Source organism: Streptomyces sp. SAS_270, from assembly GCF_052543295.1.
Genome location: NZ_JBMNDS010000004.1, coordinates 1 through 13712 on the forward strand (window position 1 = coordinate 1; position 13712 = coordinate 13712).

Consider the following 13712-nt stretch of genomic DNA (forward strand, 5'->3'; position numbering starts at 1 on the left):
GAAGTTCGCGAAGAAGCCGCAGATCGCGGCCGCCAACATTGCGGCGTTTCGGGCGGGCTGGAACTTCGGGGAGACGACGGAGGACTTCGCGGTCTCCTATGAAGTCGCGCCGGCCGCCACGGCGTTCCCGGCGGGCACCTACCGCAACATCTCCGGGAACCTGGCTCTGGCGTACGGGCTGATCGCCGCGTCCCGGCAGGCGGATCTGCCGCTGTATCTGGGCTCCTACCCCATCACTCCGGCGTCCGACATCCTGCACGAGCTGAGCAGGCACAAGAACTTCGGGGTGCGCACCTTCCAGGCGGAGGACGAGATCGCGGGCATCGGGGCGGCGCTGGGTGCGGCGTTCGGGGGTTCGCTGGCGGTGACCACGACGTCGGGGCCGGGGGTGGCGCTGAAGTCGGAGACCATCGGGCTGGCCGTGTCGATGGAGTTGCCGCTGCTGGTCATCGACATCCAGCGCGGCGGCCCCTCGACGGGGCTGCCGACCAAGACGGAGCAGGCGGATCTGCTGCAGGCGATGTACGGCCGCAACGGTGAGGCGCCGGTGCCGGTGATCGCGCCGCGTACCCCCGCGGACTGTTTCACCGCCGCTTTGGAGGCGGCGCGGATCGCGCTGGCCTACCGCACCCCGGTCTTCCTGCTCTCGGACGGCTATCTCGCCAACGGATCCGAGCCGTGGCGCATCCCGGAGATCGATGAACTCCCGGACCTGCGGGTGCAGTTCGCCCAGGGACCCAACCACACGCTGGAGGACGGCACGGACGTCTTCTGGCCCTACAAACGCGACCCGCAGACCCTGGCCCGCCCGTGGGCGATCCCCGGCACACCCGGCCTGGAACACCGCATCGGCGGCATCGAGAAGCAGGACGGCACCGGCAACATCTCCTACGATCCCGCCAACCACGACTTCATGGTCCGCACCCGGCAGGCCAAGATCGACGGCATCGACGTCCCCGACCTGGAAGTCGACGACCCCCACCACGCCCACACGCTGGTTTTGGGCTGGGGATCCACCTACGGACCCATCACCGCGGCGGTACGGCGGCTGCGCGCGGCCGGGGAGGCCGTCGCGCAGGCCCACCTGCGCCACCTCAACCCCTTCCCGCGGAATCTCGGGACGGTGCTGAAGCGTTACGACAGAGTGGTGATCCCCGAGATGAACCTCGGCCAGCTCGCCACCCTCATCCGGGCCAAATACCTGGTGGACGCGCACTCGTACAACCAGGTCAACGGAATGCCGTTCAAGGCCGAGCAGCTCGCCACGGCTCTCAAGGAGGCCATCGATGGCTGAGACGTCCACGGAAGGCGCGGGCACGATCGAGGCGCTTTCTCTAGTGCCGAAGGCCGAGGGCCGGCAGTCCATGAAGGACTTCAAGTCCGACCAGGAGGTGCGCTGGTGCCCGGGCTGCGGTGACTACGCGATCCTCGCCGCCGTGCAGGGCTTCATGCCCGAACTCGGCCTGGCCAAGGAGAACGTCGTCTTCGTCTCCGGGATCGGCTGCTCCTCCCGCTTCCCGTACTACATGAACACCTACGGCATGCACTCCATCCACGGCCGCGCCCCCGCCATCGCCACCGGACTGGCCTCCTCCCGCCGGGACTTGAGCGTCTGGGTGGTCACCGGCGACGGCGACGCGCTGTCCATCGGCGGCAACCACCTCATCCACGCGCTGCGCCGCAACGTGAACCTGAAGATCCTGCTCTTCAACAACCGCATCTACGGCCTGACCAAGGGCCAGTACAGCCCGACCTCCGAGGTCGGCAAGATCACCAAGTCGACGCCGATGGGCTCGCTGGACGCGCCTTTCAACCCGGTCTCCCTCGCGATCGGCGCGGAGGCGTCGTTCGTGGCCCGGACGGTCGACTCCGACCGCAAGCACCTCACCGAGGTCCTGCGCCAGGCCGCCGCCCACCCCGGCACCGCCCTGGTGGAGATCTACCAGAACTGCAACATCTTCAACGACGGCGCCTTCGAGGTCCTCAAGGACAGGCAGCAGGCCGAGGAAGCGGTCATCCGCCTCGAACACGGGCAGCCCATCCGCTTCGGCACGGACGGCGCGCGCGGTGTCGTACGCGATCCGGGCACCGGGGACCTCAAGGTCGTCACGGTGACCGAGGAGAACCGGTCGCAGATCCTGGTCCACGACGCCCACACCGCGTCCCCGACCACCGCGTTCGCCCTCTCCCGCCTCGCCGACCCCGACACCCTCCACCACACCCCCATCGGCGTCTTCCGCTCCGCCCAACGCCCCGTCTACGACACCCAGATGGCCGACCAACTCGACACCGCCATCGAACAGAACGGAAAGGGCGACCTGGCCGCGCTGCTCGCGGGGGGCGACACCTGGACGGTCGTGGGCTGAGGGGGAACTGACAGCGACAGGGCCTGGGTGCGTTGAGTGCACCCAGGCCCTTCGTGTGCGGCGGGAGACGAGACCACGGGTGGCGAAGCCCTCCATGCCGACGCCCGCTCTATGTGCGCCCCCGCAGTGCCGCCCGCATTCGTTCAGTCGGCCGCGCGGCCCGCGTCGTATGTCTCCCTCGCCTCGGTCACGTTTCCCATGCGTCGCTCGGTCCACTCGGCCAGCGCGCGCACCTGCTCGGCGGCCTCGCGGCCCAGGTCGGTGAGGGAGTAGTCGACGCGTGGGGGGATGACCGGTTTGGCGTCGCGGTGGACGAGGCCGTCGCGTTCCAGGGTCTGGAGGGTCTGGGCGAGCATCTTCTCGCTGACGCGGCCGATCGCCCGGCGCAGCTCGCTGAAGCGGTACGGGTGGTCCAGGAGCTCGATCAGGACGAGGACGCCCCAGCGGCTGGTGACGTGTTCGAGGACCAGGCGGTGCGGGCACATCGTCTCGCCCTCGACGTTCCACTTGCCGGTGACGGAACCCTTGCTTGCTGTCTCACTTACGGCCATGCCAGTACCTTACTTCAAAGTGGGTACTTTCCAGAAGTTAGCGCTGCCCTTAGGGTTAGTGCCAGACCCACCCCACAAGGAGCTGCGAAATCATGAGCATCGTCGTCACCGGAGCCACCGGAAACCTGGGCAAGTTCGTCATCGAGGGCCTGCTGGAGAAGGTTCCGGCCGACCAGATCACGGCCGTGGTCCGCAGCGAGGAGAAGGGCGCCGCCTTCGCCGCCCGCGGCGTGCGGATCGCCGTCGCCGACTACGACGCGCCCGAGACCTTCGCCGACGTCCTCTCCGCCGGTGACAAGGTGCTGCTCATCTCGGGCAGCGAGGTCGGCAAGGACCGCGTCGCCCAGCACAAGGTCGTACTGGACGCCGCCAAGGCGGCCGGCGTCGCGCTGCTCGCCTACACCAGCGCCCCCGGCAGCCTGACGGCCGCCCTCGCCGACGACCACCGCGGCACCGAGCAGGCCCTCCTGGCCTCCGGCCTGCCCTACACGCTGCTGCGTAACGGCTGGTACCACGAGAACTACACCGAGCAGCTCGCCCCCGTACTGGAGTACAACGCCGTCACCCACGCCGCCGGCGAAGGCCGAGTCTCCTCCGCCGCCCGTGCCGACTACGCGGCCGCCGCCGTGGCCGTACTGACGGGCGAGGGCCACGAGAACAAGACGTACGAGCTGGGCGGCGACGAGGCGTGGTCCTTCGCGGAGTACGCGGCCCAGGTGGGCAAGCAGGCCGGCAAGGAGATCGCCAACAACCCCGTCGACACCAAGACCCTCGTCGGCATCCTCGTCGGCGCCGGCCTGCCCGAGCCCTTCGCCCAGGTCCTGGCCGGCGTGGACGCGTCCGTCGAGAAGGGCGAACTGGTGGTCACCAGCGGCGACCTGTCCCGTCTCATCGGCCGCCCGACCACGCCGATCGCCGACTCCCTCGCCGCCGCCCTCAAGGGCTGAGCCAGGACTGAGCCAGGGCTGAGCCCCAGAAACCGGCCTCCCTCACGCCACCCCCGCCTGTCATGACCGTATGGCGATACGGACATGACAGGCGGGGGTGCTCGGCGTTACCTTCGTGGAGGCTGCACGGGAGCAGCCGCGCGCGAAGGAGGAGCCGGTGGCCGTGGAGTCGAAGAGCGAGCAGGGCTCCAGGAGTGAGCAGCGCATCGGGCTGCTGAACGGTTTCGCCGCGTACGGCATGTGGGGGCTCGTCCCCCTCTTCTGGCCGCTGCTCAAGCCCGCCGGAGCCGTCGAGATCCTCGCCCACCGGATGGTGTGGTCCCTCGGCGTCGTCGGCGTCGCACTGCTGGTGATGCGGCGCTGGGCCTGGCTCGGCCCGCTGCTGCGGCAGCCGCGCAAGCTCGGGCTGATCACCGTGGCGGCGACCGTGATCACCGTCAACTGGGGCGTCTACATCTGGTCCGTGAACACCGGACACGTGGTGGAGGCCTCGCTCGGCTACTTCATCAATCCGCTGGTCACCATAGCCATGGGCGTCCTGCTGCTGAAGGAACGGCTGCGGCCCGTGCAGTGGGCGGCCGTCGGCGTCGGCTTCGCCGCGGTCATCGTGCTCACCGTCGGGTACGGGCAGCCCCCGTGGATCTCCCTGTGCCTCGCCTTCTCCTTCGCCACGTACGGACTGGTGAAGAAGAAGGTCAACCTCGGCGGCATCGAGTCCCTCGCCGCGGAGACCGCGATCCAGTTCCTGCCCGCGCTGTCCTATCTGCTGTGGCTGGGGTCGAAGGGCGAGGCGACCTTCGCCGCGCAGGGCGGGGGCCACGCCGCGCTGCTCGCGTCCACCGGGCTGGTGACCGCGCTCCCCCTCGTCTGCTTCGGCGCGGCCGCGATCCGGGTGCCCCTCTCCACCCTCGGGCTGCTCCAGTACCTGGCGCCCGTCTTCCAGTTCCTGATCGGGATCCTCTACTTCCACGAGGCCATGCCGCCCGAGCGCTGGGCCGGGTTCGCACTGGTCTGGCTCGCGCTGTCCCTGCTGACGTGGGACGCGCTGCGGACGGCGCGCCGCGCTGCGCGCACGCTCAGGGCCGAGGCGAGCATCCCGAGGCCCACCGTCGCGACCGCGACGGCGGGCACGGCCGGCGCGGCCCGGAAGGCCGAGAGCATGGCATCCGGCCCCGACCCGGTGGACGCCACGCCGTAGGGCTTCCGTCGTACGACATGGGGGCCGGCCCCCGTGGATGCCGAGCCGTCGAGCTTCCGTCGTACGGCATGACGGTCGATCCCGGCGATTCCCTTGCCCGCTCGCTCATGCAACCCATACAAGTGGTTCATGACGCACACTCCCCTGCACTGGAAGCTCGTCATCGACACTGCCGACCCGCACGCCCAGGCCGATTTCTGGGCCGGCGCCCTCGGGTACCGGGTCGAGGACAACAGCCCGCTGATCGAGCGCCTGCTCGGCGTCGGCGCCGTACCGGCCGAGCTCACCGTCGAGTCGCACGGCCGCAAGGCGTGGCGTGACCTGGCCGCCGTACGGCATCCGGACGACCCGTACGAGGAGGAGAGCGGGACCGGGCTCGGACGGCGGCTGCTGTTTCAGCGGGTGCCCGAGGCGAAGTCCGGGAAGAACCGGCTCCACCCCGACCTGCACGTCGGGGCCGAGCGGCGGGCGTCCGAGGTCGAGCGCCTGGAGGGGCTCGGTGCGAGCGTGCTGCGCCATGTGAAGGAGCCCGGGGGTGAGTGGGTCGTGATGGCGGATCCCGAGGGCAACGAGTTCTGCGTGCAGTGACGTGACGGGAGCGGCCCCTCAGCGGCGCGGGCCGGGGGCCTGGCTCCTCGCACCCAACTCCCTCACCGCGGACGCGCGTTCCACGGTGAGCGCCTGTACCCGTCCCGGTGTGGATTCCGAGCGCAGACGGGCGGCGACCGTCGACGGCATACGGGTGCCTCGGGCGGCGTCGCCCGCGACCCGGGAGCGCAGGGCGCCCACCAGGGCCAGATGATGCTGGAGTTGGCCGGGGGTGAGCGTCTCCACGGAGACGCCCACCGCTGCCCGTACGGCGGCGGGGTGTGCCGGGATCGGGGCCGCACCCCGGGAGGCGACGCGAGCCGGGTCCAGGCCGGCGGCGCGGAGAGCGGCGGCTTTTCCCCGGCGGTCGGCCGCGGAGGAGTGGGGCGCGGCCGTACGGTCACGCCGCGCACCGCTCCGGCTGCCGCCCGGCTGAATCGTGCGCCAACTCATCGTGCCGGTCAGCTCGTTGACGGACACCTCGACCCGGGGACGGGGCGAGCGTCGGTGGGCCGCGGCTGAACGCTCGCCCGGGCGGCCACCTGCGTGGGCGCCCGTGGGGTCAACTGCAGGGAGCGCGTGCACGGGCAGCGGCCTCGGGTCGTTGCGGTCACTGGCCATGGGCGCGGGGGCTCTGGTTGTAGGGGTTGTCGACGATGGCGCGGGCGCGCTCGGCGAGGCGGTTCATACGGGAGCGGGCCGATTCGAGCTGCTCGATGTCGTCGGCGGCGGGGCCGCTGTCGGCCGCGAGTTCGCTCCACACGCCGATGAGGTCACGGCCGAGGTGCAGTCCCTGGTACGGGTCGCGCACCGCACGCCAGGCCGCCGCCGCGCTCTGCACGTTGCCGTACGCGGCGCGCGGGTCCCGGTGCCGTCGGCGGACCTGCGCGAGGTCCAGCGACAGGTGGAAGGACCGGAGCGCGTCCCCGGCCAAGTAGGCGATGTACGCGGTCAGTTCGCGCAGGCGCAGCACCTCGGGGTGCTCCTGGCCGAGGGACGCCGAGGCCTCCGCGACGGCCCGCTCGGCCATCTCCGCGGCCGCCTCGATCCGTCCCATCTTCACGGCCTCGTTGATCTGCGCCACCGGCTCCGCGAGGAAGCCCGGAACGTCCTGCGAACCCGCTCCGGCCGCCGACCCGTCCTCCGGACTCGGCGCCAGCACGGCCTCCGCGACCGCGTCGAAGCCCCGTACAGGCGCAGGCTTCGGCTCCGGCTCGGGCTCCATCACCGGCATGGCCGCCACGGCGGGTGCCGGCTTCGGGGCGGGCGCCGGGGCCACCATCGGCAGCGGGGTGGGCACGGGGTCGATGACCGCGGGCCTCGGGGTGGGGGGCACCGGCTCCGTGACCGGCGGACGCGGCGTGGATTCCGGTACGGCGGCCTCCTGGGCCCCGTTCTTCTCCCACGCCAGCGGCGTCATCGGTACGGGAGGGGCCGGCCGCGCCGGGCCGCCGGTCGGCTCCACGGCCGGACCGTACCCCGTCGCCGGGCCGAACTCCCCTACTGGAGCGGCCACTTGGGGAGGGGACACGGCCTTCTGCGGCGACTGCGACTCCGGCTCGGGTTCGGGCTCCCGCTCGGGCTCCGGCACGGCGCGGAGCACGAACGTCGCCGCTCCGGCACTGGCGGAGGCGGGGGCCGCCGGGGCGGGAGCAGTGGCGGGTGCCGAAGGCTCAGCCGCAGCCGCGGACACAGCGGCGGACGCTGCAGGAGCAGGCGTCGCGGGCGCAGGCGCAGGCAGCGGCTTCGGTTCCAGCTCCGGTTCCGGCACCGCCCGTAGGACGAACGTCGACGGCGTGGGCCCGGTCGGCTCCTCCACCGCCCGCAGCACATGCGTAGCCTTGTCCCGGGCCGGAACGGGCGGCGCCTCGGGCGGGGCAGGCGCCTGGGGCGCCGGCGGTGATGCCTGGGGCACCTGCGGCGCCTGAGGTGCCTGAGGTGCCTCGGCAGCGGGTGCGGCGGCCACGGGAGCGGCGGGCATGACGGGCATAACGGTCATGGCCGGCACGTCCGGCGTCGGCGGAGCCGGTTCGGCGGTCGCCGGCGGCCCCACCCGTACCGGCTCCCCCGCGTACCGGCTCGACCCGTCCACGTCCACGTGGAGCGGGACGACGAAGCCGATGCACTCGTCGCGGACCGTCGCGAGGACCGGGTGGCCGGTGGCGAGGGCGAGGCGGTGGAGGTAGTTGAGGACGGCGTCCTGGGCGGTCTCGCCCTGGGCGGCGACGATCGGCATGCCGCCCACCAGCGCGGCCCCGGACGCGGGCACGTGGACGTCGATGGGCGTCACCCCGGGAGGCGCCTGCCCCTCGGAGGCGTTACCCGGCGCGGAACGACGCTGTGCCCGCTTGAGTTCCCGCTTCTGTTCGCGGCTGAGTCGAGACATCGGTTCCCTCACACGGGTTGATCAGAGAAGGAAGAGGCAGAGGACGAGGAAGCGGCAGAGGACGACGAGGAGGAGGCGGATTCCGACGATGACACGGACGGGGAGGCGGACGGCGGCACCGCCGCATCCACCGTCGTCACCTGGCTGACCCGCCACGGCTTGCCCTTGCCCGAGCGTGTCAGTGTCAGAAAGACGTTCGCGCGCGGACCCGTCCCCGTCCAGCCGTCGCGGCCGTGGGCCTTGCCGTTGACGAAGAGGGCCCGGTAGGCGAGGGAGGAGGTGTCGGTGGGTCCGTCGCCGTCGTCGTCGAAGGTCACCGACACCGTCGTCCACGCCTTGTGGTCCGCCCAGACGTTCCACGCGTCGCCCGCCCCGCTCGCGGGGCGGTACGAACGCTCGTCCGCGGCCTTCTTCGCCGTGAACCAGCGCGCCGAGCGCAGCACGGCGTCGTGCGGGCTGGTGTCGTACTTGGTGTCATAGCCGTACGCCACCTCCGTCCACGCCTTCGAAACCGCCGTCGCATCCGTGGCCTCGACGCCCGTCGGGCTCGGCACCTGCGCGTCCGCACCCAGCGGCTTTCCCGACGGCAGGGGCGCTTTCGGCGCCACCGAGGGGGCGGCGGAGGGCGACGAACCCGCCGCACCCACCGATCCGCCCTGGTCCTTCAGACCACAGCCGGTCAACGCGACAAGCCCCGCCAGGGACACCGCCACGGCGCCGATCGTCCTCGTACGCATCCTCGCCTCCCTCCTTCTCGTGCCCGCACTCCTGCGGGTCCTGGTGTCCGTGCGCGCTGCGGCCCGCACGTCCGCCTGCCCGTCGGCCGTCATTTCAGCCCCAGCCAGGGTGCCGGATCCACGTACTTGCTGTTCTGCATGACCTCGAAGTGCGCGTGCGGTCCGGTCGAGTATCCGGTCGAGCCGACCGCGCCGACCTGCTGCCCGACCTTGACCTTCTGCCCCACACTCACGCTGAGGGCGGACATATGGTTGTACGTCGTCTCGATGTGGTCGCCATTGATGGTGCCATGGTCGATGATCACGCGGTTTCCGTAACCGGTGGACCAGCCCGCGAAGGTGACCGTACCGTCCCGGGCCGCCTTGAACGGCGTACCGGCCGCGGCGCCGAAGTCGATACCGGTGTGCAGCTTGTAGACGTGCAGGATCGGGTGCATGCGCATGCCGTACGGAGAGGTGACGGGCGGGTTGCCGGGAATCGGCATCGCCATCTGCTGCCCGTCCGGAATCTTGCCCGGTGCGTCGTCCACCGACTCGTACTTGGGTATCAGTGACTTGATGCGGGCGACGTAGCCCTGGGTCTCCTGGTACGGCGGCATGCCGTGGTACTGCTGCACCGCTCCCGGGCCGGCGTTGTACGCCGCGAGCGCCAGGTCAAGGGTCTCGCCCGACGCCTGGCCACGGTCCTTGTAACCCTGGACCTGCTTGGCGAGGGCGCAGTCGTAGCGGCCCTGCGCCATGATCGCGTCGCCGGGGTCGAACGGGGACGCCCGGCCGTTGCCGTCGTCATCGCGGCCCCAGGTCGTCCAGGTGCCGGGCATGAACTGCGACAGCCCCTGGGCACCGACGGGTGACACGCGGTCGGGTCCCCAGTTCGACTCCGCCTCGATCTGCGCCGCGATGACGGCCGGCTTGATGACCTCGCACATGCCACCCGCCTTCAGGACCCAGGGCACGTACTGCGCAGGTACCTCGCCCTCCTTGAGCCCGCCGCCGACACCGCTTCCCTGGCCCTCGGCGGCCGCGCCCTCACCGCCGCCACTCACCGCGACCATCATGATCACCGGCATGAGCACGGCGGCGACGCAGCCGCCGACCACCCAGCCCATGCTTCCGCCCCCGTTGGACATCGGCTCCCCTCGGCCTCAAGATCCGGTCGTGTGTACGACGTTGAGTCTCTCGGCTCACACCCGCTCCCCGCGTCACTGCGACGTCACAGGCTCGTCCCAGGAACTCACGCCCCGTTACCGAACCCGTCCGGGCGACGTGAAGATCGGTGGGCGACGACGAAGGGAACTGGCGATGCAGGCAACGCAGGGGATCGCGCAACAGGGCGCGAAGGGGGCCGAGATCGGGCCCGAGATTTGGATACGCGGGCCGCTGACCGGCGGCGAACCGGAGCCACAGCCGGACGACCCCGGTCAACTCCTGGTAACAGCAAGGCAGTTCGCCTGGGTCGCCACACACGGCGGCGCCGGCGCCTCGACACTCTCCGCCGTCTTCGGCGGCCATGACGCGGGCCGCAGCTGGCCCCGGCCGGACCAGGGCGAGCCCGGATCGGTCCTCCTCGTCGGGCGGACACACGCCGCGGGGCTGGAGGCCGTGTCACACACCCTGGACATCTTCCGGCGCGGCGACGCGCCGCCCGGACTCGACCTCGACGCCATCGTGCTGGTCGCGGACGCGCCCGGCCGGCTGCCCCGGCAACTCACCCAGCGCATCAAGGTGATCGCCTCGGTGATCGACGTCTACCGCGTGCCGTGGGTGCCCGCGTGGCGCACCGGCGACCTGGCCGCCGAACCGCCGCGCGAGTGCGCCCAGTTGGCCCGACTGACCGGGGGCCCGGCCCCCCTGCCCGCAAGGAGGGGCAACCGATGAGCACACTGCAACTGGCCAACGCCGTACTGGACACGCCTCTTGGCTCGACCCTCGCCGCGGGCGCCAACGTGACCGGACCGCTCAACACGGTGCTGAACTGGATGGCCTGGATGGTCACGGCCGCGGGTGTGGCCGGACTGCTGATCGTGGGCACCCGGATGGCGATCGCCGTACGGACCGGTGACGGCGAGGAACATCTGAGCCAGTTCCTGATCGTGATGGGCGCCTGTGTGATCGGCGCGACGGCAGGACCGATCGTTTCCACCGTCATGCCCTGGCTCTGATCCCGCGTCAGCACCCGCGTCAGCACCCGAAATCAGCTTGAACTCGGCCCGAACCAGGCCGAACCCAGCTCGAATTCGGCCCGAACCAGGCCGAATCACCTCGAACTCAGACCGAACCAGCTCCGGCCCAGCTCCGACTCAGCCTCGGGCCCGGACCTGATTCGTTGTCATGCCCCGGCTCTGACGCCCCGCTCACGTGACGAGATCTTCCCGTCTGTCACGGACACGTCACCGACTGGTGCTGGATCACTACATCGCTTGGCTCAACCTCACAGGAGTCGCCAAGCTCACTGTGCAGCCGGGAACCCGGGCGGAACATCCGCCCTCCACCGGAACTCGCCTCACACGAGGCGCCCTTCGCAACCACCGCTCACAGCACGCACTACGTCGGCGGCAGCCGACCACATCGGGGAGTAGTCATGTTCAACGCGATAGCGGCCAAGGCCCACATCTACCTGGCGGACGGAACGGTCCCCAACCCCACGAAGGACGCGCCGACCGAACTGACCGGCAAGGTCGACACCGTCCTCGGCATCCTCGCCTGGGCCGGCACCGCGGCGGGCGTCGCGGGTGTCCTGATCACCGGCGCCATGATGGCGATCTCCATGCGCCGCGGCGAGGGCTCGGAGCACATGGGCCGCCTCGGCATGGTCCTCGGCGGCTGTGTCCTGGTCGCCACCGCCGGCCCCGTCGTCACCTTCGTCTTCGCGTGACCGAAGCCCCGTCCGACACCCACTGATTCGAAGGGAGCGCAAGCATGCTGAACTCCGGCCGGTCCCGCGGGGGCAGCGGGGAGTGGGAGCAGCCGTTCTGGCAGCAGCGAGGCTGGATCCTCTCGGCCGGGTTCCTGCTGGTGCTGCTCGTCCTCGCCGTCTTCACGATGGCCACCCACGACGACAAGCCGGCGGGCGCTGCGGCGGACCCGACCCCGACGGCGACCGCCACGAAGGACGACGGCGACCACAGCGGCGACAAGGGCAGCGGCGGCGGGTCGGACACCCGGCCCGCCGGCTGCCGCACCGACGACAAGGACCAGGCCAAGCCGGCCAAGGTCCCCGCGGACTTCCACTGGAAGGCGGACGGCACCGGTCTGGTGCCGGTGTCCAAGACCTCCGGCCCGCTCAAGTACGACGGGCCCGTGTGGTCCTGCTTCGCGCACACACCGATGGGCGCGGTGCTCGCCGCCCACTCCATCACCGACCACCTGAGCTACCCGGGCTGGCGCACGGTCGTCGACCGTCAGGTCGTGCCGGCTGCGGGCCGGGACGCGCTGATCGCCAGCCGCTCGCAGGACGACGACAAGCCCACCTCGGGCAAGGCCGACGCCGGAGGCTACGCCGGCTTCTCCGTCCTCGCTTACAACAAGGAAGAGGCAACCGTCATGCTCCTGCTCCGCGGCCCCAACGCCGCGTACGGCTCCGCCTCGGTGAGCGTGCGTTGGCAGGACGGCGACTGGAAGCTCGCGCCCGACGCGGACGGCACGGTGTACGCCGGGATGGCCCAGGTCGGGGGCACCAAGGGCTTCGTCACCTGGGAGGCGTGAGATGTCCTGCACCTGGAAGGCCTACGACTGCATAGGCGCCGGCTTCAACTGGATCGTCGGCGGAACCGGTGAGGCGCTGGCCGCCGGCGCCGTGGAGACCTTCGCCAAGGCGATCGGCGAGGCCGCGTCGCAGGTACTCAAGGCGCTCAACGGCGTCTGGCTGCAAGTCAGTCCGGGCGATCCGACCAATCCCGTCAATGACATCCAGGCCGAGACGAGCTGGCTGGTGGCCTACGTCGCCGTGGCCTCCCTGCTGGTCGCGGCGATACGGATGGCCATCGACCGCAAGGGCCAGACCATGCGGCAGGCCTTCAACGGGATGTGGAAGGTCATCCTCGTCGCGGGGGTGGCGACGACGGGCATCCAACTGCTCAACAACGCGTCGGACGCGTACGCACAGGAGGTCTACAAGAAGGCCGAACTGGGCACTACGGCGGACAAGATCCTCGGCGTCATGGTCCTGGACTCACCGGGGCTCGTGCTCATCTTCGGTCTGCTGGTGATGCTGTCGACCTTCGTGCAGATCTGTCTGATGTACATCCGCATCGGTGTACTGATCATGCTCGTCGGCACGCTGCCGCTGGCCGCCGTCTCCTCCATGACCGGGTGGGGCGAGGGCTGGTGGAAGAAGCACATCGGCTGGCTCGCGGCCTGGCTCCTCTACAAACCGGCGGCCGCGTTGATCATCTACTCGGCGACGGCGATGACCAACAGTGCCAAGGGCCAGACGAACGAGGCCGGGAACCTCAACCAGACCATCGCGGGCATGGGCATGCTGATCCTCTCGGTCTTCGCGCTGCCCGCCCTGCTCAAGCTGATCGTCCCGGCCACTGCCGCACTGGGCGGCACGTCCGGCGGCACGGTCACGCTCAACGCCGTCAACAACGTCGCCAGTGGTGCCGTCAACATCGCCGCGAACAGCAGTGGGGGCGGCGGAGGCGGGGGCGGAGGCGGCGGCGGTCCGCAGGGTTCGCCGTCCGCGGGCGCCGGGGCTCCGGCCGGCGGCGCGGGTGGTGCCGGTGGCGGCAGCGCCGCCGGTGGCGCGGCCTCCGCAGGAGGTACCGCCGCAGCGGGCGCGGCCACGGGTGGCGCGGCGCTCGCCGTACAGGCAGCCGCGGTCGCCGTACAGACCACGGTCGCGGCCGCCTCCGAAGTCACCAACTCCCTCGACGACAACGACGGGATGAAGGGCCACAACCAGTAGGCCTGCCCCAACAGGCCCCCCGGGGCCCGG

General features: G+C 70.9%; 15 protein-coding genes. 10 read left to right on the plus strand and 5 right to left on the minus strand.

Annotated features, from left to right (window positions below; genetic code table 11):
- Together ACN6LB_RS03880 and ACN6LB_RS03885 are read left to right on the plus strand one after the other, a co-directional pair.
- Positions 1 to 1294: 2-oxoacid:acceptor oxidoreductase subunit alpha (locus tag ACN6LB_RS03880; protein WP_445024566.1), on the plus strand; the 1294-nt coding region annotated here is incomplete at its 5' end.
- Positions 1287 to 2366: a 2-oxoacid:ferredoxin oxidoreductase subunit beta gene (locus tag ACN6LB_RS03885; protein ID WP_445024567.1), complete on the plus strand. Its 1080-nt coding sequence runs from the start codon at positions 1287 to 1289 to the stop codon at positions 2364 to 2366. The genes ACN6LB_RS03880 and ACN6LB_RS03885, both read left to right, overlap by 8 nt.
- A gap of 143 nt (positions 2367 to 2509) precedes the next feature.
- Here ACN6LB_RS03885 and ACN6LB_RS03890 read toward each other — a convergent pair whose 3' ends face one another.
- On the minus strand, positions 2510 to 2917 hold the full coding sequence (locus tag ACN6LB_RS03890) for a winged helix-turn-helix transcriptional regulator (RefSeq protein ID WP_356147697.1): 408 nt from the start codon (positions 2915 to 2917) through the stop codon (positions 2510 to 2512).
- Positions 2918 to 3009: 92 nt separating this feature from the next.
- Between ACN6LB_RS03890 and ACN6LB_RS03895 the strand changes: the two genes are divergently transcribed.
- From ACN6LB_RS03895 to ACN6LB_RS03905, 3 genes are all read left to right on the plus strand, one after another.
- Positions 3010 to 3864, plus strand: a complete 855-nt coding sequence (locus ACN6LB_RS03895) for an SDR family oxidoreductase (RefSeq protein ID WP_445024568.1) — start codon at positions 3010 to 3012, stop codon at positions 3862 to 3864.
- A 238-nt stretch (positions 3865 to 4102) separates the two neighbouring features.
- Complete coding sequence (rarD, locus tag ACN6LB_RS03900) at positions 4103 to 5062, plus strand: EamA family transporter RarD (RefSeq protein ID WP_445024708.1); 960 nt, start codon at positions 4103 to 4105, stop codon at positions 5060 to 5062.
- A 129-nt stretch (positions 5063 to 5191) separates the two neighbouring features.
- Positions 5192 to 5650: a VOC family protein gene (locus tag ACN6LB_RS03905; RefSeq protein ID WP_356147704.1), complete on the plus strand. Its 459-nt coding sequence runs from the start codon at positions 5192 to 5194 to the stop codon at positions 5648 to 5650.
- An 18-nt stretch (positions 5651 to 5668) separates the two neighbouring features.
- On the opposite strand, the gene ACN6LB_RS03910 is transcribed toward ACN6LB_RS03905, so the two are convergent.
- From ACN6LB_RS03910 to ACN6LB_RS03925, 4 genes are all read right to left on the minus strand, one after another.
- Positions 5669 to 6130: a hypothetical protein gene (locus ACN6LB_RS03910; RefSeq protein ID WP_445024569.1), complete on the minus strand. Its 462-nt coding sequence runs from the start codon at positions 6128 to 6130 to the stop codon at positions 5669 to 5671.
- Between the two features lie 130 nt (positions 6131 to 6260).
- On the minus strand, positions 6261 to 8036 hold the full coding sequence (locus tag ACN6LB_RS03915; protein WP_445024570.1) for a hypothetical protein: 1776 nt from the start codon (positions 8034 to 8036) through the stop codon (positions 6261 to 6263).
- Positions 8037 to 8044: 8 nt separating this feature from the next.
- Positions 8045 to 8773, minus strand: a complete 729-nt coding sequence (locus ACN6LB_RS03920; protein WP_445024571.1) for a hypothetical protein — start codon at positions 8771 to 8773, stop codon at positions 8045 to 8047.
- Between the two features lie 89 nt (positions 8774 to 8862).
- Positions 8863 to 9903 carry a peptidoglycan DD-metalloendopeptidase family protein gene (locus ACN6LB_RS03925; RefSeq protein WP_445024572.1) on the minus strand — a complete coding sequence of 347 codons (1041 nt, stop codon included), beginning with the start codon at positions 9901 to 9903 and terminating at the stop codon, positions 8863 to 8865.
- Between the two features lie 172 nt (positions 9904 to 10075).
- Between ACN6LB_RS03925 and ACN6LB_RS03930 the strand changes: the two genes are divergently transcribed.
- The 5 genes from ACN6LB_RS03930 (at position 10076) to ACN6LB_RS03950 (ending at position 13682) form a co-directional block, all read left to right on the plus strand.
- Complete coding sequence (locus ACN6LB_RS03930) at positions 10076 to 10651, plus strand: DUF6668 family protein (protein ID WP_356147724.1); 576 nt, start codon at positions 10076 to 10078, stop codon at positions 10649 to 10651.
- Positions 10648 to 10935, plus strand: coding sequence for a hypothetical protein (locus ACN6LB_RS03935; RefSeq protein WP_445024573.1), 288 nt, complete (start codon positions 10648 to 10650; stop codon positions 10933 to 10935). Before ACN6LB_RS03930 ends, ACN6LB_RS03935 begins: the two co-directional genes overlap by 4 nt.
- 419 nt (positions 10936 to 11354) lie before the next feature.
- On the plus strand, positions 11355 to 11648 hold the full coding sequence (locus tag ACN6LB_RS03940) for a hypothetical protein (protein WP_356147732.1): 294 nt from the start codon (positions 11355 to 11357) through the stop codon (positions 11646 to 11648).
- Positions 11649 to 11692: 44 nt separating this feature from the next.
- Positions 11693 to 12478, plus strand: coding sequence for a hypothetical protein (locus tag ACN6LB_RS03945; RefSeq protein ID WP_445024574.1), 786 nt, complete (start codon positions 11693 to 11695; stop codon positions 12476 to 12478).
- 1 nt (position 12479) lies between these two features.
- On the plus strand, positions 12480 to 13682 hold the full coding sequence (locus ACN6LB_RS03950) for a hypothetical protein (protein ID WP_445024575.1): 1203 nt from the start codon (positions 12480 to 12482) through the stop codon (positions 13680 to 13682).
- Positions 13683 to 13712: the final 30 nt, after the last annotated feature.